Source organism: Paenibacillus sp. MT124, from assembly GCF_058792755.1.
In genome coordinates this window covers 242,250-266,742 of record NZ_CM179500.1, presented here as the reverse complement: position 1 = coordinate 266,742, position 24,493 = coordinate 242,250, and the positions used below count along the sequence as shown (strand labels likewise).

General features: G+C 50.6%; 18 protein-coding genes. 2 read left to right on the top strand and 16 right to left on the bottom strand.

Features of this window, described 5'->3' with window-relative positions:
* The first annotated feature begins 115 nt into the window (after positions 1-115).
* Positions 116-1,417 (top strand): alpha-glucosidase/alpha-galactosidase, encoded by a 1,302-nt coding sequence (locus AC3RCI_RS01240; protein WP_492527334.1) that lies wholly within the window; start codon positions 116-118, stop codon positions 1,415-1,417.
* Positions 1,418-1,524: 107 nt separating this feature from the next.
* Here AC3RCI_RS01240 and AC3RCI_RS01235 read toward each other — a convergent pair whose 3' ends face one another.
* The 8 genes from AC3RCI_RS01235 to ytxJ form a co-directional block, all read right to left on the bottom strand.
* Positions 1,525-2,223 (bottom strand): response regulator, encoded by a 699-nt coding sequence (locus AC3RCI_RS01235; RefSeq protein ID WP_492527333.1) that lies wholly within the window; start codon positions 2,221-2,223, stop codon positions 1,525-1,527.
* 1 nt (position 2,224) lies between these two features.
* The gene (locus tag AC3RCI_RS01230) at positions 2,225-3,805 is read right to left on the bottom strand and encodes an ATP-binding protein (protein ID WP_492527332.1); all 1,581 of its coding nucleotides are present in this window, start codon (positions 3,803-3,805) and stop codon (positions 2,225-2,227) included.
* An 8-nt stretch (positions 3,806-3,813) separates the two neighbouring features.
* Positions 3,814-6,153 carry a histidine kinase gene (locus AC3RCI_RS01225; RefSeq protein ID WP_492527331.1) on the bottom strand — a complete coding sequence of 780 codons (2,340 nt, stop codon included), beginning with the start codon at positions 6,151-6,153 and terminating at the stop codon, positions 3,814-3,816.
* Between the two features lie 129 nt (positions 6,154-6,282).
* Positions 6,283-6,843, bottom strand: a complete 561-nt coding sequence (kdpC, locus tag AC3RCI_RS01220) for a potassium-transporting ATPase subunit KdpC (RefSeq protein ID WP_492527330.1) — start codon at positions 6,841-6,843, stop codon at positions 6,283-6,285.
* A 179-nt stretch (positions 6,844-7,022) separates the two neighbouring features.
* Entirely contained in the window at positions 7,023-9,185 is a 2,163-nt protein-coding gene (gene kdpB / locus AC3RCI_RS01215; protein ID WP_492527329.1) for a potassium-transporting ATPase subunit KdpB, read from the bottom strand.
* Between the two features lie 71 nt (positions 9,186-9,256).
* A complete protein-coding gene (gene kdpA / locus AC3RCI_RS01210) occupies positions 9,257-10,936 on the bottom strand; it encodes a potassium-transporting ATPase subunit KdpA (RefSeq protein WP_492527328.1) in 1,680 nt (559 codons plus the stop codon).
* A 36-nt stretch (positions 10,937-10,972) separates the two neighbouring features.
* Positions 10,973-11,050 carry a potassium-transporting ATPase subunit F gene (locus AC3RCI_RS01205; RefSeq protein WP_419720073.1) on the bottom strand — a complete coding sequence of 26 codons (78 nt, stop codon included), beginning with the start codon at positions 11,048-11,050 and terminating at the stop codon, positions 10,973-10,975.
* Positions 11,051-11,340: 290 nt separating this feature from the next.
* Entirely contained in the window at positions 11,341-11,880 is a 540-nt protein-coding gene (ytxJ, locus tag AC3RCI_RS01200; protein WP_390586888.1) for a bacillithiol system redox-active protein YtxJ, read from the bottom strand.
* A 195-nt stretch (positions 11,881-12,075) separates the two neighbouring features.
* On the opposite strand from ytxJ, the gene AC3RCI_RS01195 reads away from it, so the two are divergent.
* Positions 12,076-12,933, top strand: a complete 858-nt coding sequence (locus tag AC3RCI_RS01195) for a hypothetical protein (RefSeq protein ID WP_492527327.1) — start codon at positions 12,076-12,078, stop codon at positions 12,931-12,933.
* An 83-nt stretch (positions 12,934-13,016) separates the two neighbouring features.
* Here AC3RCI_RS01195 and AC3RCI_RS01190 read toward each other — a convergent pair whose 3' ends face one another.
* From AC3RCI_RS01190 to AC3RCI_RS01155, 8 genes are all read right to left on the bottom strand, one after another.
* On the bottom strand, positions 13,017-13,445 hold the full coding sequence (locus AC3RCI_RS01190; protein ID WP_492527326.1) for a VOC family protein: 429 nt from the start codon (positions 13,443-13,445) through the stop codon (positions 13,017-13,019).
* A gap of 131 nt (positions 13,446-13,576) precedes the next feature.
* The gene (locus AC3RCI_RS01185) at positions 13,577-14,137 is read right to left on the bottom strand and encodes a hypothetical protein (protein ID WP_492527325.1); all 561 of its coding nucleotides are present in this window, start codon (positions 14,135-14,137) and stop codon (positions 13,577-13,579) included.
* A 78-nt stretch (positions 14,138-14,215) separates the two neighbouring features.
* Positions 14,216-14,452 carry a MerR family transcriptional regulator gene (locus AC3RCI_RS01180; RefSeq protein WP_154896801.1) on the bottom strand — a complete coding sequence of 79 codons (237 nt, stop codon included), beginning with the start codon at positions 14,450-14,452 and terminating at the stop codon, positions 14,216-14,218.
* A gap of 223 nt (positions 14,453-14,675) precedes the next feature.
* Positions 14,676-15,548, bottom strand: coding sequence for a sugar phosphate isomerase/epimerase family protein (locus tag AC3RCI_RS01175; RefSeq protein WP_354480153.1), 873 nt, complete (start codon positions 15,546-15,548; stop codon positions 14,676-14,678).
* A 12-nt stretch (positions 15,549-15,560) separates the two neighbouring features.
* Positions 15,561-16,436: a sugar phosphate isomerase/epimerase family protein gene (locus AC3RCI_RS01170; protein WP_492527324.1), complete on the bottom strand. Its 876-nt coding sequence runs from the start codon at positions 16,434-16,436 to the stop codon at positions 15,561-15,563.
* Between the two features lie 222 nt (positions 16,437-16,658).
* Entirely contained in the window at positions 16,659-19,757 is a 3,099-nt protein-coding gene (locus AC3RCI_RS01165) for an alpha-mannosidase (protein ID WP_492527323.1), read from the bottom strand.
* Complete coding sequence (locus AC3RCI_RS01160; RefSeq protein WP_492527322.1) at positions 19,754-22,066, bottom strand: glycoside hydrolase family 3 N-terminal domain-containing protein; 2,313 nt, start codon at positions 22,064-22,066, stop codon at positions 19,754-19,756. The genes AC3RCI_RS01165 and AC3RCI_RS01160 overlap by 4 nt, the downstream gene beginning before the upstream one ends.
* Positions 22,067-22,121: 55 nt before the next feature.
* Positions 22,122-24,335 (bottom strand): helix-turn-helix domain-containing protein, encoded by a 2,214-nt coding sequence (locus AC3RCI_RS01155; protein ID WP_492527321.1) that lies wholly within the window; start codon positions 24,333-24,335, stop codon positions 22,122-22,124.
* Positions 24,336-24,493 lie beyond the last annotated feature (158 nt).

Sequence of the window (24,493 nt, the reverse complement as noted above, 5' to 3'; positions counted from 1 at the left end):
AAAGCGGGACCAAAAATGGGATTATGCCATGTATGGGAGAGGTTGAACCATAGTTATATAAGCCGGATCGGCCTATAGTTGGGGTACACCATTATTCAGGGAGGCTGGACTTGAGATGAACAAAATTACGTTTCTCGGTGCAGGCAGCACCGTTTTTGTCAAAAATGTATTAGGTGACGTCATGATGACTGAAGCACTGCAGGATTTTGAATTGGCCTTGTTTGATATTGATGCCGAGCGGCTGAATGATTCGGAGCGACTGCTGACCAGTATGGGTCGTTCTCTCGGAAGCCGTTGTTCTGTAAAAAAATATACCGACCGCAAAGAAGCGCTGCGCGGTGCCAAATATGTCATTAACGCCATTCAAGTGGGTGGATATGATCCATGTACAATTACGGACTTCGAAATACCGAAGAAATACGGACTGCGTCAGACGATTGCCGACACCCTCGGCATTGGCGGTATTTTCCGTAATTTGCGTACCATTCCGGTCATGCTCGACTTTGCCCGGGACATGCAGGAAGTGTGTCCTGACGCCTGGTTCCTGAATTACACCAACCCGATGGCCGTACTCACCAATGTCATGAACGTGCATGGAGGAATCAAAACGGTAGGTCTGTGCCACAGCGTGCAGGTATGTGTGCCTCACCTGTTTGAAGCACTGGGAATGGATCAGACAGGCGTAGTTGCAAAAGTGGCAGGAATCAACCATATGGCCTGGCTGCTGGAAGTAACGAGAGATGGCCAGGATCTGTATCCGGAGATTAAACGTCTGGCGAGGGAGAAACAGAAGGAGCAGCATCATGATATGGTGCGTTTCGAGCTGATGAATCGTTTTGGATACTACGTAACGGAGTCTTCCGAGCATAATGCCGAGTATCATCCATACTTTATCAAACGGAATTATCCGGAATTGATCGAACGCTTCAACATACCGCTGGATGAGTATCCACGCCGCTGCGTGAACCAGATTGAAGGATGGAAGGAAATGCGCGAGAAGCTGTTTGCCAGCGAAAATATTGAACATACCCGCAGTCGTGAATACGCTTCGCACATTATGGAAGCGATGGAAACGGACCGTCCATACAAAATCGGCGGTAATGTAATGAATACCGGCCTGATTACCAACCTGCCTCGTGAGGCCTGTGTCGAGGTGCCATGTCTGGTGGACGGATCCGGAATCAGCCCAACTTACATTGGCGACCTGCCCCCACAGCTGGCGGCACTGAACCGTACCAACATCAACACCCAGCTGCTGACGATTGAAGCGGCCATGACGGGCAAAAAGGAACATATCTATCATGCCGCCATGCTGGATCCGCACACTGCTGCCGAGCTGTCCATTGATGACATCGTTGCCATGTGCGATGAACTGATTGAGGCTCATGGGGATTGGCTGCCAAGGTATACATCCTAAAGCAAAAGATCATTTTTATTTCATTGATGATTAGAAAAGCGCCGAAGACCTCTGTAAATTCAGGAGGCTCCGGCGCTTTTTTATGGGATTCTTATTACATTTCCAAACTAATCCTGAAGCAAAAAGCGATAGCCAATTCCTGGCTCGGTCTGGATGAATCGCGGCCGCGTAGGGTCTTCCTTTAATTTTTTGCGCAGATGACCCACGTAAACCCTCAGATAATGACTATCAGATTCGTGATGATGCCCGCCCCATACCTGTTGCAGCAGCTGGCGCTGGGTAATGATCTTTCCGGCGTTAGAGGCCAGAACCTTGAGCATATCGTACTCTGTGGGTGTTAATTTGATCGGCAAACCGTCCAGCTCCACCTGCCTTTGTGCCAGATCTACAGTGAGAGACCCAAAACGCAGCACTGGTTCATCGGTTGTCTTCGCCACATGCCGAAGTGCAACCCGAATCCGGGCAACCAGTTCACCCATGCCAAACGGCTTCGTTACATAATCATCGGCCCCACCGTCAAGCGCAGCAATCTTGTCTTCCTCGCGCTCCTTAGCCGTCAGTACAATAATGGGCACCTGTGTCCATTCGCGAACGCGATGCAGCACGTCCATCCCGGACATCCCCGGCAGACCCAGATCGAGTATGATCAGATCCGGATGAACGATGCTCGCCTGTATGACAGCCTCGTCGCCATCTCCACATTCATGAATCTCGAATTGATGAGCCTGCAGGGTCACCTTCAGCAGTTTGCGAATCTGTGGTTCATCATCTACAACCAATATGCGTGCCCCTTGCGATGCCGTCATGTTACTCAACCTCTCCTTGTCCTCTATAGGGAAATAATGCTTCCGGCGCTTCCATGGGCAAACAGATGCTCATTCTTGTTCCGCCTCCCGGATTGTGATCTGCTTCAATCGTTCCTCCGTGAACTTCAACAATCCCTTTGCATATAGCCAGTCCCAGTCCTGTGCCCGTCACATGACGAGAGGATTCCGACCGGTAAAACTTTTCAAAAATCCGCTCCATGTCGGCATCGGGAATACCTACGCCAGTGTCCACTACCACAATGGTCAACGTGTCGTTTCTCTCATCCCTCGTAACAGTGAGGACAATCTCGCTATAGTCAGGAGAATATTTAATGGCATTGCTGACCACATTGATCAGCACCTGTTCCAGCAGCACTTCATCTCCACATATAAATAACGGTTGATCCGGCAAATCCACACGAATGCTCCGATGCTTGCTGAATTCCCTTACTTGCGTTAACACCACGCTGATCATGTCCCCGACGTCACACCATTTCCTGCGCAGCTGCAGCATACCGCTCTCCAGCTTCACCATGCCCAGTAAATTGCTCACCAATCGGTTCATGCGCATGGCACCATCCCGAATATTGCCCGTCAGCTCCTTCCGGTCTTCCGGGGTAAAGATGGCGTCATTCTCGATCAATCCTGTAGCGGATCCAATGATCGTCGTTAAGGGCGTTCGCAGTTCGTGGGACACAGAGTCCAGCAAAGCCGTGCGAATGCGCTCTGATTCGGCAGTCATCTGTGCCACCCTTGCTTCCTCTGCCAGTTTGACGCGAGCGATCGCACTGGCTGCCAGCCCTCCACAGGCCTCCAGCAATTGCAGCTGTTCCCGCTGCTCCTGAATATCACTGGCCTTCATACGAACGGCAAGCACGCCATGTATCTGATCTTCCGTACGCAAGGGAACGTATAGACCGGAGGATTCCCGTAGACTGGTAGAACCTTTCCCCGCAGTTTCGCCTTTCCTGTACACCCATTTGGCAATCGCAATCTCTGATTCCTCTCCACCCCAGACTGCGGTTCCCAGGTCATCGGCAGATGCTGTTACTTTCAGCTCATCATGAGCATCAGGCAGATATACGGCAGCCTGGGTACCCAGTGTGTGTGATACTTGCTTCGCAATATGATGGACCAGTGTATCCAGATCTGTAACAGCCGTCATCTGGCGGCTGAGCGCATACAATGAATTGGTTGTAGCCTCACGCTGCCTAACCATCTCCAGCTGCTGACGCAAGCGACTGGAAAGCGTGGCGGTTAATACGGCTACTGCCAAATACACAACAAAAGAAAAAATATATCGCAAATCTGCAACGGTAAAACTGAGATTCGGAGGTACAAAAAAGAAGTCAAACATGATTACGCTAAGACTCGCTGCGTAGATTGCAGGGCCCAATCCCCAGTAAACGGCGCTCACCAAAATGGGAAACAGGTAAATGAGCGAGACGTTAACCAGATCACTACTCATGCCGATGACATGAAGCAGTGGGGTTAACAAGGTAATGCCAATGGTTACCCATACATATTGGGAAACCCGGTGCAAAGGAGGATTCCCCTTCTCTTCTGTGTTTCGTTCAGGCACTGTACTGTTCACATCCCGCTTGGATCATAATCGTAATCTGCAACTATTAATACATCCATATATCTGGACAGCCGTACCAGCCGATTGACCACCGATCCGGCACCACGATAGCCATTTAGCCACCAGAGCCTCTTCGCTTGACCAACCACCAGCTGTGTTGCTTTTTCCTGTGCTGCCTTGCTTGCCAAAATACTTGATACTTCCCTCAGTTTCTCACTGTGATGAATATGAAATTCACCACCCAGCCTGACGGTTAACTGTTCCAGGGCCTTCAGCTGATCCTTGACTTCGTCACTCATTGCCTTGCCAACATGTACATGATGTACATGCCATACGGCCTTCAACCGATAAGCCGTGCGAAACCCACGGCGAATTAACCGCTCCGCATGTTTGTCACTGCTTACACAGACAAAGACTGCTTCCTGTCTTCGCCAAGGGCCCCGAAGTGCACTTTTTTGCTCCTTCGCTTCCAGCCGTTCATCCACATCATCGGCCAGTTCACGCAGGGCAAGTTCCCGCAATGCAATCAGATTACCGATGCGGAAGAAATTCGCAAGTGCCTGCTCCACCTTGGCTGCTGCATAGATTTTACCTTCCCGCATGCGCTGCCGCAAGGCCTGAGGTGCAACATCGATTAACTGCACTTCATCTGCCATTTGCAGAATCTGATCCGGCACCGTCTCCCGGACCCGAATTCCCGTAATGTGCTCTACGGCATCGTTCAGGCTTTCCAGATGCTGCACGTTAACAGTCGTAATGACCGAGATCCCTGCATCCAGCAGCTGAAGCACGTCTTCGTAACGTTTTTTCCTTAAGCTTCCGGGTACATTGGTATGGGCCAGTTCGTCCACCAACACAACTTCCGGGCAAAGACGGAGAATAGCCTCCGTATCCATTTCCTCCAATGCTACTCCCTGATATGTCCGGCGATCCCGTGGTATGACAAGCAGCTGTCCGATCTGTTCCATGGTCTCAGCCCGATTGTGCGTTTCCAGCAAGCCGATTCGGACATCAATGCCTTTGCGGAGCAGATCGTTGCCTTCCCGGAGCATCATATAGGTTTTGCCTACGCCCGGGGCTGCACCGATGTATACTTTGAATTTGCCCCGCTGAATCTGGCCGATCTGTTTCTTCACTTCTTGATCGCTTAATCTGCGATAGGTTGTGCTGCGGGTATCCGGCAATTTCGCAGGAAGTAATCGTTCTCCATCCAGTTCGGTTCGGTCTGCAAGCAGGAACAGATCTACCCCCTGCAGCTTGTGCAGGAGCGAATTGATGACTGAACCTTGCCATAGCTCCTGCCAGCGGGTATGACGTGAGTGACCCATCACAATACGCGTAATCTGCTGTCTGGCAGCATAACGTGCCAAGGCGGATGGAATCCTGCGACGATGGGTCATGGGCAATTCTTCAAATGCTCCTCCGAATTTCTCCACCAGCTTGATCATGTTTCGGCGAAATACCGTGGCCTCCTTGGTTAATGCCTTCTTCATGTCGCGGAAAGTGACCACGCATAAATCACCATTCAGTCTCTTCGCAATCTGCTGCCCTCTTCGAATATAAATGGATCCATTCCAATGATATTGGGTCGAAACCAGCACCCGCTCCATGATGCCTGTTGTCATGGTAATGCCCATCTCTTCCCGGTGTTCCCGCAGCGATTCATTGACCCCTTCAGCAACGAGTTTCAGCGCCAGTTCCCGTAAAATGCCCAGGTTGCCTTGTCTAAAAAAAGCCTCTCCCTCATACCCCTTCAAATGTCCTTCAGCAAGCCGGGTCAAAATCGTTTCCGGTGTCACATCGATCAGCTTCACTTCGTCAGCCAATTCAAGTGTCCCCGCAGGAACGGTATACTCTGCTGCAATACCTGTGAGTTTACGGGCCAGTTCGGTATACCCTTCCAGCTCGTAGACGTTCACCGTTGTGATGACACTGATGTTGTGTTTCAGCAGATACTGAATATCCTCCAGTCTCGTAGCATGCAGAGCTCCCTCGCGGTTTCTATGCGCCAGTCCGTCAACGAGCACCACTTCCGGATTGCGCTCCAGCAAAGCCTTCAAGTTCAGATCCTTCATCTCCATGCCATCTTTCTGTCGGTACCAGTGAATACTCGGGATCCGTTCAAGCTCGCCGAGCTGTTCCACGGTTTCGGGTCTTTGCATGGTCGAAACCGCGCAGATCACAACATCAATGCCTTGCTGGCGCAGCGTATTTCCTTCTCTTAACATATGATAGGTTTTGCCTGAACCGCTGACCGGACCGATATAGATGGTGAGCGTGCCCTGCTGAAGCTTCGTAATCATCTTCAGAATGTCGTCGGCTGATCTGCGCTTGAAGCTCTCATGCATCCGTTGATGTCTCCTTTCCATTCCAATGATCTAAAATGGAGAAAGCCCCTTCCGAAATCCGGAAGAAGGCCAATGATAGATAAGGCAATCCATGTCGCTTTTGACTGAGCTCAGATATATTCCTGCAAGCTAGTTCAGCTCTGCCGTCAGTGCCAGATTCAGTGCAGTCACATTGACACGCGGCTCGCCGAATATGCCGAGCTGACGTCCTTGAACATGCGCTTCCACAAGTTCTACGAGCTGCTGCTCACGAAGACCCGTCGCCTGACTAATTCGAGGGATTTGTGCTTTTGCTGCTTCAGGCGAAAGGTCAGGATCCAGACCTGAGCCGGAACCAGTCACCAGATCGGCAGGAATCTGCTGCAGTGTTGGATTTTCCTGTCTAAGCTGAGCAATCTTATCTTTCATCTCACCGATATACTCCGCCGAGGCTACAGCCCGATTCGAGCCTGCCGATGCCGTCGGGTCATAACTCGCGTTGGATGCACGGGGTTGGAACATGGCCGGTGATTCTATTTCCTGTGCCAGCAGGGATGAACCGATCACTTTTCCGTTTTGGGTAATCAGGCTCCCATTCGCTTTTGCTGGAAACAGCAGCTGTGCGGCAGCAGTCGTCACCATCGGATACACGACGCCGCAGATCAGCATAAGTACAACTGACAAGCGGATGGCAGGCAGTATGGTCTTCATATCAGTCACATCCTGATTTCGTTATTTGTCAATTTGAATAAATTTGTTAAACTATCGCACTGCGTGGTCTGAACAACCTTTCGATCGCTCTTACCCCCAGATTTTTTGATTAAAGCTCCCAAGGTGAAAATATGGGGATCTCCGTTAGCGTGTAAATCCAAATTTCTTTTAATTTATTGTTAAAAAAGCCCCGAAAGAATCAGGTCAATCAGCTTAATCCCGATAAAGGGTACAATCACACCACCCACGCCATAGATCAACACATTGCGTCCGAGCAGCCGCTCGGCAGACATGGCCCGGTACTTTACGCCCTTCATCGCAATCGGAATGAGCAGTGGGATGATGATTGCGTTAAAGATCAATGCTGACAGAATGGCCGATTGCGGTGAAGCCAGATTCATAATATTCAGTGATTGGAGCTGCGGCATAGCGATAATAAACATCGCCGGGATAATGGCAAAGTATTTCGCAATATCATTCGATATCGAAAAGGTGGTTAGCGCCCCACGTGTAATCAAAAGCTGCTTCCCAATGGAGACCACCGACAGCAGCTTGGTCGGGTCGGAATCCAGGTCAATCATGTTGGCCGCTTCCTTGGCCGCCATGGTACCCGAATTCATTGCCAGGCCCACATCGGCCTGCGCCAGGGCAGGCGCATCATTGGTCCCGTCGCCGGTCATGGCGACGAGCTTGCCTGCCTGCTGCTCTTTTTTGATCGCGGTGATCTTGTCTTCCGGCTTCGCTTCAGCAATAAAGTCATCCACGCCTGCTTCCAGTGCAATCGTGGCTGCTGTTAGAGGGTTGTCGCCTGTACACATGATCGTTTTGATGCCCATGGACCGCATCTCGGCAAACTTCTCCTTCAGACCCGGCTTCACTGTATCCTTCAGGTAGATTACACCGTAGATCCGGTCATCGATCGCAACAGCAAGGGGAGTGCCTCCAGCCTTGGCAATGCGATTGGCGATGTCATCCAGATCGGCAGGAATTCGTCCACCCCGGGAAGCGATATGATGCTTGATGGCATCTACTGCGCCCTTGCGAATCTGCATTCCGCTGCCCAGATTGAGACCCGACATACGGGTCTCGGCGGTAAACTCCACACTTTCCGCATCTGCATATTCCTGCTCCGGCCAGCGCTCTCCCTGCTTGCCTGTAAGCTCCACCACGGAGCGTCCTTCCGGCGTCTCATCACGAACCGAAGCCTGCAACGCTGCTCGGGTCATCTCCTGCACGGTTGCACCCTGAACGGGAATGAACTCTGAGGCCATACGATTTCCGTACGTAATTGTTCCGGTCTTGTCGAGAATCAGCGTATCAATATCCCCCGCCGCTTCCACCGCTTTCCCTGACATGGCAAGCACGTTGAACTGCGTGACCCGGTCCATTCCGGCAATCCCGATTGCGGACAACAGGCCCCCTATTGTTGTAGGAATAAGGCAAACCAGCAAGGCGATCAATGTCGCCAAATCAAGGCGAATGCCTAGGTAACTTGCCATCGGAACCATCGTCAGAATGACGATCAGGAAAATCAGGGTCAATACGGCCAGTAGCGTGGTCAGCGCGATTTCGTTTGGCGTTTTCTGACGCTGCGCACCTTCAACCAGAGAGATCATCCGGTCAAGGAAGGATTCTCCCGGATCGGTCTGTACACGCATGACGATATAGTCGGAAGTGACTCGTGTACCTCCCGTCACGGAGGAAAAATCACCGCCTGCTTCCTTAATGACCGGAGCTGATTCACCCGTGATGGCCGATTCGTCTATGGAGGCCAAACCCTCGATAATTTCGCCGTCCGTGGGGATCAGTTCTCCTGCTTCCACGCGGACAATATCTCCCTTTTTCAACTGAGTCGATGATACTTGCCGAATTGTCCCATCCTTTTGCATCAATTTGGCGGTCGTATCCGATTTCGTCTTGCGCAGGGTATCTGCCTGGGCTTTGCCCCGGCCTTCGGCGAGCGCTTCAGCAAAGTTGGCAAACAGCAGTGTGAACAACAGGATGAGGAACACCGCAACGTTGTACCCCCGTCCCGCTTCCGATGCAGCAAAAAGATCGGGATCGATACATAAGAGCAGCGTAATGAACGTGCCAACTTCCACGATAAACATGACGGGATTTTTGATCATGACCATCGGATTAAGTTTCTTAAAGGCGTCCAGAGAAGCCTGCCGTACGATGTCCCCGCTTAATCTCCTTTTGCCTGGACCTTGTTGGCGGGGATTAATCTCCTTTCCCTCACCCTTTCCGCTTGGTCTGTATGCTTCGTTGTCTGTTTCTGCAATTGCTTGGTTACTTGTTCCTTCCACCATGTGTTCCTTCTTTCGCTCTATAGCACCCATTAATTTCGTGCACCTCCATGCTTAACATCCTTGCTGTACTTCCGTAATCCACTTCATAGACCGTCCATCCATTACCGGAGCATCGCCAAATGCTCAGCGATCGGCCCAAGCGCCAGTGATGGGAAGAAGGTGAGCGCTCCGACCACCACAATCATCATCACCAGAATCCCTGCGAATAAAGGGGTATGTGTACGAAGTGTACCCGTTGTTACCGGAACTACTCGTTTCGTTGCCAGGGATCCTGCAATCGCGAGCATGGCAATCATGGAGATGTACCTTCCCAGAAGCATCACCACACCAATGGCGATATTGTAAAAGTCGGTATTGGCATTCAGTCCGGCAAAAGCGGACCCATTATTGGCAGCACCCGATGCAAAAGCATAAAGCACTTCGGTCAGGCCATGCATGCCTGAATTTGAAATCGAGGCTACCGCTTCGGGCCGCATAAGCGCCAGTGCAGTTGGAGCCAAAATAATCAAGGGATGAATCAGCAGCGCAATCGATGCGAGCTTTACTTCTTTCCCTTCAATTTTTTTGCCCAGAAATTCAGGTGTCCGTCCTACCATCAGTCCGGAGATAAACACGGCCAGAATGACGTACAGCAATCCGTTAAGCAGGCCTACCCCTTTACCGCCAAATACGTTATTGAGCATCATTTCAGCAAGTGCCACCATTCCGCCGAGCGGCGTGAGCGACTCATGCATATTGTTGACGGATCCCGTTGTCGCAGCTGTAGTCACTGCCGTGAATAACGCCGATTCGGCTATCCCAAACCTGACCTCTTTCCCTTCCATATTCCCTTGAATGCCTGCGGCATCCAGCGCAGGTACACCGCGGTACTCCGATACAAAAACAGTCGTGAGCATCACGAGAAACAGAAAGCTCATCGCTGCAAACAATGCCCAGCCTTGCTTCCGGTTGTTTACCATCAGTCCGAATGCATACACCAGTGCAGTGGGCAGCAGCATCATGCAGACAATGTGGACCAGATTCGCCAGCGCCGTTGGATTCTCGAAGGGATGTGCTGCATTGGTTCCAAACCAGCCGCCGCCATTCGTACCAATGTGCTTAATTGACTCGAGTGAAGCAACCAATCCGCGGGTGATTGTCTGCTCTCCGCCTTCCAGCGTGGTTGCGTTCACCGCCCCTGCAAGCGTCTGCGGCACACCCTGAAAGACCAGGAATAAGGCCACAATGAAGCTCAGCGGCAAAAAAATTCTTGTAATCGACCGCACCAGGTCGACATAAAAGTTCCCCAGTTCATCTCTCCGGCCAACCAGTCCGCGGATGAACGCAATGGCTACAGCGAAGCCCGTTGCCGCTGATGTAAACATCGGGAACGTCACGGCCAGCATCTGTGACAGATACGACAGGGCATTCTCGCCCGTATACGACTGCCAGTTGGTGTTGGTCATGAAGGATGCTGCTGTATTAAACGCCTGCGCTGCAGGCATGTTGCTGATGCCATCCGGGTTGAGCGGCAGAAACTGCTGCAGCCGCAGCACCAGAAACATCAAAATCAACATGACGAAGTTGGAAATGAGCACAGCTGAAAGGTACTTTTTCCAGCCCATCGACTCATTCTCCCGAAGCCCCATTAATCGATAGAGCAGTCGTTCAGGTCCACCGAAGATTCGATCCAGTCCTGTCCGCTTGCCATCGAATACCTTGACCAGATAACTACCCACCGGTTTCACCAGCAGGATGATGATCAGCAGCGTGACCGCCACTTGTAATAAACCGCTACCCATATCCATAGTTCCTCCCTAATCTGCGATCCAAATGATTCAGAACTTCTCCGGCTTCACGAGCACATAGCCCAGATAGACTATCAGTGCCAGCACAATTATTCCTATAACGGTCATATGCACCTTCCCCTCTCTGACTATAGCCCTAGGCTCTCTCGCAGAACTTAATGAAACCCCAGAACACCACGAAAAGCAGCACAACCAATCCGATCATAGAAGCATCATTGACCATATGCCCTTCCTCCCTCTCTCTACCGTTCTTTCAACCTGCTACGTGTAAAATCTTATACCTGAACGCTGTAAAAAGGGGGTAAAGAAATCCCTGCCAGGGTGTAAAAAAAACGTAAAAATAGACCCGTTTCTTCGCCAATGGCTGAAAGAAAACGGGTCTATCAGTGATTTGATCTTTATCCAAACGGATTCTGTGCCCATTGCAGCAGTCTCTTTTTCGTGATTTTGCCGTGGGATGTGTGCTTGATGACCTGCCCTTGATCCAGGAGCAGCACCTGTGGTGATTCATGATGTACCTCTGTTTCCTCCGCAATCCGGCGGGAGAGCGGGCGATTCTCGATGACTTTGACGATATGATAGTCCATCTGCTGTCTGGGATCGGAAGCGTTGGAGCCCACAAATGCCATAAATTCTCGGTATGCTCTCGCGCTGATCGGGCAGGTGGTGCTGTGCTTCAGGATGAGTACGGGATGATCTTCCGAAGATTGAAGTGCCGCTTCCCAGTCTTCCTGTCTGCGGAGTTCACGGACATGTTCCGTCAACATATCTTCCGTTCCGGCAATTGCCCGTTTGCTTACGACTGATCCAATCACGACGCCAAGGGCCACGCCAAAAGCAATGCCGAGGGCGAGCTGATCCGTTGCCGTACCAATACTCACTCCCAGTGCTAGCCCTAACCCAAGCCATAGAGCCTGGGGATTCACTTTTTTCTCCACAGTGATCATCCTTTCAGAGGATATGTATAATAAGGTTCTATAACAATTTTCTGTCCTGTATTCTCCTCAAATTATATCATAGGCATGCCTTGGATCGACTTTTATAAAATGCATCTTCGGGTATATACTTGTGATACACTGATTGTAAATTGGAAACGATGAATGGAGAAACAATGGGAAAGGCGGAATCACGAAATGACATATGCTTTTATGATAGAGCCTCAGCAGTACATTCCCCTGGACAACGATGAGGAACTCATTGAAAAGTGCAAGGAGTGGGGCCTGCTTTCGGGTAAAGCAACCAAGCTCAAAACGTTCTACTATAAAGGAAACGGACTGAACACGCCCTGTACCATCATTGGTTATGTGGATCACATGGCTGCCGTCATCCAACTGGATAATGAACAAAAACACTGCATTCATCCCTCTTATCTGAAAGAGATGCAAGCGTCGAGCTACAATGTAAGACCCGTGACGGCAGCAGAAACGGATAAGGCGAGTGAGCCATTGGACGTATCCCGGACAGAGGACGCAGCTCATGCTGTTACTGCTTCAGTCCACGTGGATGCCATATCCGATTCGGACGGTATTCCATCGGATCTGAATGACATGGACATCGATGCCGGGGAAAGCCATTCCGGACTGAAGGGTGACCCGGATGGACTTGTAGAGGAATATGTTGGCCCACAAGGCGGGACAAGCAGTGAAGCGAAACCGAAGGCGAAGACGGCAAGCAAGGCGAAATCGGTCAAGATTGACCTGCCTGAAGGCAAAGTGAAAATGACGGCAGTCGTCAAGGAATTTACGACGGTTCCAAACCATTTCTCCGACAATGATGATGAAGTTATCGTTTATGAAGGCGTGGCCATCACCGAGCCTGATCACGTTGAACTTGGTGAAGCCTGGTCCAGCCATAGTGCCACGATGAAGAAGCAGGGGCTTGAAGTCGGAGATGTCCTTACTTTTGAAGCAAAGATCATTAAGAAGAAGCTCACTCGAAATCCGGTGCCCTATAAGATCAACAATCCTTCCAAGATTCAAAAGCAAGTCTAGGCCAAAAAGACCTCCAGCTCGCGTGATAAAATCAGGCAGTGGAGGTCTTTGCTTTTTTTTATGAATAGAACGAAGACAAAAGGTTATGCTTGGCCGGGTGTACAGCTAATTTGGAACTGAACGCCGTACTTGTCCGTAACCATGCCGTATGCCGGGCTCCAGAATGTCTCCTGGATTGGCATTTTCACCTCTCCACCAACTTCGAGTCTGTTGAAAATGTGCTTGGCTTCCTCTGGGGTATCCGTATTCACAGTAACACTAATGTTGTTACCAATGATATGAGGCATGCCCGGGAACGTATCCGACAACATGAGCACTGAGCCCCCGATCTGCAGAGAAGCATGCATGATACGGTCCTTGGCTTCTGGCGGAATCGGATGCTCCGGACTTGACGGACCTTCACCAAATGTCTGAATTGCCAACACTTCTGCGTTAAAAACCTCTTTGTAGAACGCGACTGCTTCTTTTCCGTTTCCATCCGTTACAAGATACACATTCAAACTAATCGCCATGCGTTCTTCATCTCCTTAAGCACATGTTTTGATAACCATTCCTGCCGCTTGCGACATGAGTATATAGGACAGGTTGTCCTTTGACAAGCAGGTATTTCCTTCTTTAAAGCAATACCCTTTCCGGTCAGATCTTATCCCCGGACTCTCCTGATATAATGGGTCAGCAAAATACATATTCCCGGTACAAGCGCCGCGAAGCTGGCATAGATCAGACACCATTTCAAGAGGGTAAAGATCGGTGTTATTTCGGCTATCACGGGTGTGGGTCCAGGATAACGAAGCATAACGATGGAAGCACCTATATTTTCTAGCATATCCATGGCCCAGCCTCCAACAGGAAGCAGGTTGATTTGGCGCCAGTGGTTCTCTACAGGGAGCACGCGGTAGAGCATGGATATAAGCATCACCAGCAGAAACAGATAGGCCATAGGCCAGAGGAGATCAAAGGTGAACCGCGCCTCTACATAAGCACGCTGGCCTGTTTCTCCGTACTGTTCGGCCATTTGGTACAGATCATCAGCAGAATACAAGAAAGACGAATCCGGTGATGCCCCTCCACCCGTTGCTTTCTCAGACTGTTCTGCTTGCCACGGCAAAATGTAGGCAATAAAACCGGCAAAGATCAGGATCGCGATCAAAACCCATTTCCAGTTCACCCAACTATACAGCCATTTGGATAGCAGGTTCAGCATGTTTCTCCTCCTTTTCTTGTATATAAACAAAAACAACCACCTTCCGAACTCATGTCGGTAAGATGGCTGATGTAAGGACTATATGGATTTATTCTTCTTGACGATGTCGGCAATCTCGCTCTCCAGCAACAAATACCGATGTACGCTTCGCATAATGGGCACCTTGGTTAACTTGTTTTTGTCCACATACAGTTTCATTTGATCTTTAGATAAACCGAGCAGACTGCCTGCCTCCGAAACCGTCAGTACAACCGCGGGGTTTGTCGCATTAAATGTTTTTTTCACCTTTTGATTCCAGTCCTCGAATACCTGCATAGATCAGTGATCTCTCCCATCCATAGCCAGTAAATTTCCAGGCTGAATAGATTAAGTATATCACACTTGTGACGATCGTAACTTGGTCCTTGCACAGAACCAATATATGTTAGCTTACTGAGAGGACACTCGCAGATCGGTCTGCACGAATACAATCGTGTAAAAGAGCCAAAAAAGCCACTTTAAAGTAAAGTGGCCCGAGATATAAAATCAAATGATTGCCTTATGCTTCTTTCCAAAATCGGCGCAGGTTGTCCATCGCAATTCGGGATGCAGACTTACACTCTTCCATGCCTTCGAATTCCACCGTAATGTTGCCATCATATCCGAATTCCTTGATCAGCTTCACAATTTTCCGGATTGGGATATCTCCATGCCCCACAATGGCTCCGCGCAGAAAATTGCCATGAGTTGTGGTGAACCAATCACCACCACCCGGATGTTCATCATATGGACGGAAATAAAAGTCCTTGAAATGAACCAGGGAAGCGTATGGCAAGTTCTTCATGACACCGATTATCGGATGCTCATCCACACACATAAAATTGCCAATGTCCAGCGTTGTTTTGAAATTAGGGCGGTCTACAGCTTGCAGCACTCGTTGCACCCGATCGCTTGCCTGCACACTGAACCCATGGTTCTCAATCGTCGTTGTAATGCCGAACTGTGCGGCATAGTCCGCGATAATCTGGCTTCCCCGAACCATGAGCGGCAGATGCTGCTCAAACCAGGTAATGGTCATGTTTTCCTTCGGCAAGGTAAAGGCCGTCACGTCATGACGCATATGTTTGACACCCATTCGGTGCACGACATCGACATGCCTTTTGACCCGGGCCATTTCTTCCTCAAAAGCCTCTTCCGTCTCCTGTACAAAATTGGCTGGCATCGAGTAATTGGACAGCTCTATGCCTGCGGAAGCAGCACGCTCCCGAATCGCATCAGCCAGCTCCGGGTTATCTTCCACCGTGTAGCCGTACGGAACCATTTCCATATGCTCGCCGCCATTTGCCGCAATCCAGTCGATCACGTCCAGAACCGTCATCTCGCCCGACTTCAAATCGTTCAACAAGCTATACGTACTCAGGCCCACTTTCATCTTCTCAGCTCCCTAACGGTATTGTTTGATAAATTCAACCGCCTTGCGGATATCCTGTTCAGGCTGATCGCCGACTTCGCGCTCAATCGTCAGGTACCCTGTATAACCAATCTCCTGAAGGGCAGCAAAATAGCTGTCAAAATCCACTCCACCCTCTCCGAGCGGCACCTCGCGGAAAAAGGTTCCTGAGGATACCATTTCGGCAATTTTCTCATGATCCATCGGCGCATAGCCCACTGCACCGTATACATCCCTTGGATCGACTTCCTTCAGGCGTACACCATCCTTCACATGGGTATGTACGATGTAGTCCTTCAGCAGACGCACACCCTGAGCCGGGTCATCACCCGTTACCATCACCATGTTAGCCGGGTCAAAATTGACTGAAACCCCGTTTGTTGAGAGGGTATCCAGAAATCCTTTCAGATCAGCTGCCGTCTCCGGTCCTGTCTCAATTGCAAAGTACGCCCCTGCACTTTTTGCATACTGACCAAGCTCTTCACATGCTGCGTGCAGCGTAGCGTATACCTCTGAGACAGGGTCATGCGGGACAATGCCAATATGGGTCGTCACAATATGGGTACCCAGATCAAGTGCCAGATCCACGATTCGCTTGGACTTCTCGACTTTCCATAGGTTATCTTCCTTCACCTGAAATCCGTGACCGCCTAGGTCGCCGACCAGGGCTGAAATTTCAAGACCCAGGGAATCAATATAGCTTTTTAGCTCCTTGCGTGCCGCGGGAGACAGATTTTCCGGATCCATCTCTCCCTTGACCGCATAGATTTGCACACCTTCAGCACCCACATCCTTGGCCTTTTTCAACCCTTCACGCACACCTACGCCGAAGCTATCCACGATTACACCGATCTTGTTCGTTAATGTCATGTCATGCCCTCCCGTGAATTGGTATTTTCAAAACAGGATACTGTCTGAGCCGATAATCAGATGATATGAACGTCAATGATAGAGAAGTGACTCTTATCGACTCTTCCTCATCATAACTAAAGTATGAATCGCCGTCACATATCAATCCAACACCTTTTATTCCATTTACGTCATTTACCATGTAGGTTCCAAGCTGTTGTCCAGGCGATGCCTGGCTACCCCTTAATCAACAGGACGAAGTTTCACCGATTTGATCTCATAGGGTCTAAATGTTAGCTCGAATGTGCCTTTCTCAGAAGCAAGCGGATTGATTTCATCCTCCAACAGGTTGACGATCGATGCCTCCACATTCCGGTCATTCCACTGGATCTGTACCGTCTCCCGGCCACCTGACGATTCATAGAAGCGAAGTATCGTTCCCGTGCCATCTTCCGAGGCCTTAACCGTATCCAGGATGACATGCTTGCTCTGATAATCAATCCAGGCATGCTCCGCAGGTAGGACGCCCGCGTGCCTGCTTGCGGCAACGGCCTGAACGGGATGATTCAGCTCCATCGCCTGACGTACGACCCCAGCTTCCCGCCAATCTCCCTGGTGGGGCAATAATGAATACGTAAATTCATGTTCGCCCTGATCGGCATGTTCATCCGGCCACTTCGGAGCACGCAGTAGGGACAGGCGAATTGTCCGATCCTTGATGTCGTATCCATATTTGCAGTCATTCAGCAGACTTACTCCGCTATTGCCCTCGGAGATATCCGCCCAGCGATGCCCACAGACCTCAAACTGTGCCTGTTCCCAACTGGTGTTGTTATGTGTCGGCCGTTCCAGCGCACCAAACGGGATTTCATACGCTGCTTTGGCAGCCACCAGATCCACCGGAAAGGCTACCTTGAGCAGCTTATGAGTTTCATTCCAGCTGACCTTTGTCTGGAAATCCACCCGTCGCTGATGACGATAAAATACGATATCCTGGCTGATGTCAGATTCATTCAACTTCCAGCGAAACCGCAGTACATCCTTGGCTGCACCCCGCTGTACAATCTCCTTCGAGATAAGCTGAACCTTGCCTGCAGGCTGAGATTCGAACCTCGGATCAATGTCCCAGGCATCCCAGTAGGTTGGTTTGTCGTGGAAAAATTGCAGTTCATTCGCCTTGTCCCCTGGCTTCAACCACTCCCGACCCACAGATTTGTCGTACCATCTGGTAATCTCGCCGATCTCGTTGAATTCAACCATATAAAATGGGGTCTCCCAGCTGGAAGGGAAAGAGTCCTCCGTCAATGCAGCCGGAGAAGAATACTTGTCTGGGCGAAGCCATATCGTCGTATAACCAAACGCAGGGATGGATGGGATAACGACAGACAGAGTCCGTACGTCTTCCTTTTCCACCAGATCACAATCCAACCGATTACCGTTCTGGTCAAACGCTGCCATGCCGCTGAGTTCAGCACCCCCGCTAAGGGTCACCACTTCTCCTCGCTCCCAGCCCAAACTGTTAAATATGACATACGGTATGCCTTCCCATCCATCCGTTGCAATGCGCTCTGCGAGGCTGCCGAGTGAATTATTCAGAGCTGACGTGCCTAGCTCAAACACCCTCGTGTACTCTTCTGCAGACGTAACGTAAGCTTCCGGAATGGATGTGCCAGGGATAATATCATGAAACTGATTCAGCATCATCAGTTTCCATCCGTCGTCCAGGTTGCTCTTGATCTGCTCTGCTTCAGTCCCTGCAAACTGCCCCCAGATTTCTGCATCCCGATACAGCACCTCAGCCTTGCGATTGCTGCGTTTATTTCGCGCATGAGTCGTATATGTTCCGCGATGCAGTTCCAGATACAGGTCACCATGCCATTTCGGTAACGCTGGATTGCTGGCTGAAATCTCTTCAAAAAAGGCCTGAGCCGTGCTGAATGTGCTGATCGGCTGACCCACCATGAACTGGGCGCGCTCCGCGAACTCAACCATCTCATGTGTGACCCCGCCCCCACCGTCTCCATGTCCATAGAGCAGCATCTGCTCCGGATGCAGATCCTTCTGTTTATAGGATTGCCAGTGTTCATCCACATCCTTGGGACGCGTATGCTCATTCACCCCGTGATTGAGATATGCCAGCACTGAGGTACCATCTATGCCTACCCAGTCGAACAGGTCGTAAGGAAACGCATTGGTGTCATTCCAGTTGAGCTTGGTGGTCATAAAATAGGGAACATTCGCAAGCTGAAGTATTTGCGGCAGGGACGCACAGTAGCCAAAAGTGTCCGGCAGCCATTCGATGCTGGAGCGCTTGCCAAACTCCTCCTGGTAGAAGTTCTGTCCGTACAGAATCTGTCTCACCAGGGACTCGCCGCTCGGGATATTCAAGTCCGGCTCTACCCACATGCCACCGACGAGTTCCCATCGACCCTCAGCAATGCGAGCTTTGATCCGTTCGTACAGATCCGGATAATGCTCCTTCACGAAGGCATATAGCTGAGGCTGGCTCTGTGAATACACGAACCCCGGATGCTCGTCCATTAAGGTACACATCGTGGAGAAGGTACGGCTGGATTTGCGCACGGTTTCCCGTACAGGCCAGAGCCAGGCGATATCAATATGTGACTGTCCCACAAGATGCATGAATCCATCCCGTTGTTCTTCCGGATCCTGCTCCTGCACGGACTGTGCAAGCAATTGTTCGAAGCGCTGCACCCACGCTGGCTCAACCCACCGCCTCGGCTCGTTGTACATCTCATCCATGATTTGGTGAATGGTCCGAACCAGCCGGGTACGCTTCAGATCTTTTTCAGGCAATGCCTTTAGCGATTCTGCAAGCACTGTTACGCTATACATGAGACTTTGCAGAGGACGATTGATATGTACCAGGGCTGTATGTATGCCCCGGACCGGTGGTTGTATGACCGCTTGGCGATTCAGTGGATCGTGCGGCTCCGGAATGGGATCATACAGCTCAATCTCCAGCAGGGGTGATGCCCCAACCCGGCTTCGGGGAAGCGGGACCAGCCAATGATTGCGATCCAGTCCGTGATACGGCATGCCGTTCACCTTCAGCAGCCCTTCACCACCCGCTTCAAAAGTCAAAGCAATGGCATGATCCTCCCAATCGCCAGGGATTTCAATGAGCTTGCTCATAAAATATGTCGTTCCATGTGTACTATGAAGGGGATTTACAAATTGGACGGAGGCCTCTTCCTGCTCCATCTGGTATTCCCCAGGCCGTATATATCTGGCCTTCTGCATCTGCCATTCGGGCAGCTCCACCTTCGCTAACCATTGCTGCTGTGACATATCCTCTATAAATCGGCTTATCCGAATCATACCGGTCCCACCTCACTTCGCACTTGTAAATCGCATGCCTTCCACTTCTTAGAGCTGCTGCCAACCATCAGACGGAACTTGCCCGGCTCAACCACCCACTGATAGCGGGAGTCCATGAGCTCCAGGTGCTCTGCATTCACGGTAAAAGTAACCGTTTGGGTCTGTCCGGGCTCCAGATAGATCTTGCGAAAACCCTTAAGTGACATTTCCGGCCGGGTGACGGAAGCAGCTTCGTCCGTTATATAGAATTGCACAACTTCAGCTCCAGCTACCTTACCTGTATTCGTGACCTCCACCTGAACCTCAGCCTCACCATTCGGTTCGATCATTTCAGGCACCACTCTCACATGGTCATACTCGAATTCGGTATAGCTGAGTCCGAAACCAAACGGATATTGCGGCTCCAGATCCATCTCCAAATATCTCTTCCCCCGCGTACGTCTGGCATTGTAAACCACGGGGAGCTGTCCGACATGTTTGGGGATGGAGATGGTCAAACGCCCGGATGGATTCACATCTCCAAACAGAATGTCTGCCACCGCATTGCCGCCCTCCTGCCCGGGGTACCAGGCCTCCAAAATGGCATGCACATGCTCGTCGATCCAAGGCTCTGCAATAGGTCGCCCGTTGATATATACGACAACCACGGGTTTGCCCAGCTTATATATCTCCTGCACCAACTCCAGCTGCACACCCATCAGATTCAGCGATGAACGGTCGATACCTTCACCACACTCCATATCATTCCATGGATTATCCGTTACAACCGATGCACCCGTCCGCAGATCAATCGTGCCTTCCCCGAAGTCGCGAGCACTTGATCCGCCCATAACCATCACAATGACGTCGGCCTGTTCGGCACAAGCGAGCGCTTGCGCAAAGCCCTCCCTGGAATCGCCTTTGATCCGGCAGCCGGGCGCGTACAGGATTTGATCCGCATGAGCACCAACCTTGCGGCGTATACCTTCCAGCACCGTAACAATCTGCCCACTTGGTTGTGGTGAGGTGTAGTCTCCCAGCTGGTTATACGTATGATTGGCGTTCGGACCCAGTACCGCGATCTTCGGATTCGTCTTGCTGAGCGGAAGGAGATTCTCCTCATTTTTGAGCAAAACAATCCCTTCCTGGGCTGCCTTCCTTGCCAGCTCCACATGCTCTTCGCAACCAATCACTCGCTCCGCAAAGTCTGGGTCGACATAAGGCTGCTCGAACAGCCCCAATCTAAACTTCATCTCTAGAATCCGCCATACCGCTGTATCCAGATCCTGATGATGAATCAATCCCTGCTCCAATGCCTTCGCCAGATGTTTACGATACATGAATCCGGACATCTCCATGTCCACACCCGCTTGAAGAGACTGAGCTACGGCCTGCTCCCCGTTCTCCGCTGTGTTGTGTCCGCTGACCAGCATCTGAATGGCACCAAAATCGGTGATGACAAACCCCTCAAAGCCCCACTGCTCGCGCAGGAGATCATTCAACAGATACGTGCTGGAGGTGCACGGTACACCGTCAATCTCGTTGTACGCTGTCATTACTGAACAGGCACCGGCTTCCACTGCCTTTTTGAAAGGCAGCAGGTCTACCTCGTGCAGCTCGCGCAGACCCATATGCACAGGAGCGGCATTACGCCCTCCTTCCGAGCTTCCATATCCCGCAAAATGCTTCAGCGTTGCCATAATGGTCCGGTCCGAATCGAGACGGTCTCCCTGTAATCCCCTGATCGCTTCCACAGCCAATTCACCAATCAGAAATGGGTCTTCGGCAAAACACTCCTCGGTCCGTCCCCATCTTGGATCACGCACTACATCCAGCACAGGCGAATAGGTTGCTGCTCCACCCTGGCTGCGAGTCTCGACCGCAATGGCCTCACACATCTTGCGGTACAATTCCGTATTCCACGTGCTTCCTACGGTCAGTGGCACCGGAAATACGGTTGCCCCGATCGCCATATGGCCATGCGAACATTCCTCCCCGAACAAAATGGGAATGCCCAGACGTGAGTTTTCAATCGCATAGCGCTGAATTTTATTGGTGGCAGCCGCTCCCTGGCCGGGGGGCAACCCGGTTTCCAGTGTTACCTCGGTCCACGGGTCGGCACGAAGCACGCCGTAGAGAGAACCAACCCCACCTTGCGCGATATTTTCTTTGAATTCCTCCGTCACTTGTACGGTGCCATCCGACTCTTTCCGGTATGTCTTCCAGCCCATCGGCTGGATCAGTTGACCGATTTTCTCTTCCGTAGTCATCTGTTCAAGCAAATTCTGTACCCGCTCGGGGATCGGTAACGAAGCATCTCTATAATCCATGTGCACATTCTCCTTATGCATTTGGCTTGGCTTGCTGCTTGTGTTCCAATTAAGATCAAATGGCTTTTCGGTAATCGCTCGGTGCGACCCCTACCACATTTTTGAAGGCCCGGTTGAAGGAGTTGTAATTCGTGTATCCGACTTCCTCGCTGATCTCCTGAATGGCCTTATCCGTCTCCTGCATCAACTGTTTGGCCTTCTCAATCCGCTGACTGATCAGCAAATCCACAAATTTCTCGCCAATCTCATCCTTGAAAAGCTTGCTTAAATACTTCGGATTAATATCGAACAGGTCACTCAAATAATTCAAAGACAGATCCGGATTGTTATAGTTCTCTTCGATATACTTGCGAATCTCCAGAATATGTGTCCGGTGTTTTTTGGAACAACGGAGCACCTGCATCTGTCCGGCAAGTTTTTGGAAGCCATCCTTACACAATTCCTGCAGATCTTCAGCGGTCTCCCAATCCTCCAGATTGCGAAGCAGATGACCCATAACCTCCGCCCACAGCTCGTGGTATTCACGCGGCAGCTCTGCGAATTCCCGGTTCACATGCTGGAACAGCAGCTGGATCGTGTTTATGATTTCCTGACGGGACAACATTGAGGCATGAATTTGCTCAAACAGCCTGTCAAAATGCTTGTCCCAATCGTCATCGGACAGCCGCATGGCCTGTACCAACAGCGATATGGTCTTCAGGAATTCATACACGTCATTGGTTGAGCCCGGCACATCACCGTACGGAATAATTCGGTTTACACCCAGCACCGCTTTGTAATCGAGCGCATGGACCGCTTCCTTGAAGGATGCTCTGAGACCACGCAGATCAACAGCCACCCGCCCAATTCCAATGGTTACCGTGAAGTTCAGATACTGCTCGACCTGATCCAGATAGCCTTCCAACAGTCTGCGTTCACTCTCTTCCGGCTGCGGAGTCTCCGGCAACCATAAGATGGCATACAGGCGATGGTCCGAGATCCACTCCGCCCATACCTCGGTATCTTCCTTGCGGGCGCTCTCCTGCAAAATGCTGGACAATACAAATTTCAGAAGGGACTGGTCCTGCACATGATATTCTTCAATGAAGCGGGAATAGCGGTCTATCTCAACGACCATTACGGTCCATCTGTCGTCCAATTGCGGCAGACTGAACCTGTTCATCTCGGCCGAGAGTTCATCGGCAGTAAATTCCCTCGTTCCCTCCAGCAGTTCCTGAAAGAAGTATTTTTTCTTCAAAATCAGATTCTCTTCGTACTCCTCCTGATACTGCTTCGTCTGGTCAATCATTTGTTCCAGCGTGGCTTGGATAAATCGGAATTCGTTCTCCTTGGAATGGCCCATGCCTGGCTGTTTCTGTGAAGCAACCGTCTCAATTAACGTGACGATCTGCTGAATCGGCTTGTAATTCCTGCGCGTTACATAGATCACCCACACCACACCAATGAGGACAACAGCCACGGCAAACACAAACCAGATATTGTAGAATTTCAGGGCAAATTTGACGACTTTGCCATTGTTCAGCCCTGTCTGTACCTTCCACCCGCTGTAGCTGGAAGTGAATTCAGAGAAAACTTCACCGGAAGAGGCTTGGACTGCATGCTCTTCTGTCACACCGCTGTCCCACAGATTGCCGCCCGACCGATTGTAGATATTGACGAAGGTGAACTCGGGATCGTACATCTGCATAATGGACTTCTGCAGCGTCTGCAGATCAACATTTACCACAATCAGCCCACTCCCATTGCCAACTCCACGGATCAGTGTAATGACTTGTTTTCCTTCCTCTGTGGGAAAGGCCCTGAAGGTTCTTCCGCCGACCCATTTCTGCGTTTCTGCAGCCCGGCTGTCTTCTATAAATGCCGCATCCGGGAACTCCTCGATGGGCACGGGCTTGCCATTGCTGAATACCTTATCATCCCTGTAACGGACCATATAAATGGAGTCGATTAACGGATATTCTATTTTCAATTCGTCGATAACCTGAACTGCCTGAATGCCCGCGTAGACATCATCACTTCCGGTTACCGCGTAATAATTTTTCAGATTCGGATTGGTCAAAATCTCACGCAGCACCTTGAAATCGATCGAGCGCAGGGAATTATCCAAATACTGCGTCACTTGTGAAGCCAGAAATTCATTGGCCTTTAGTGCTTCCTTGCGGTTCTGTTCATTGAAAATCTGGAAAAAGATAATAAATAGAATCGTAGTCACAATAAAGAACACAGGCAGATACGAAAGCAGCAAACGTCTAAACCAATTGTTGTTCATCCCCAAGGTCCCCCCACCACTGTTTATACATGTGACGACAACCACTCGCTCTGGTCGTTAACTACCTATAAATAATCCGTATTATATCGGAGGAAGTGGGGTTGTCAAAGGATAAAACTGTCCCGGTCACTGGTGACTTCGGGACAGTCTCGATCTTG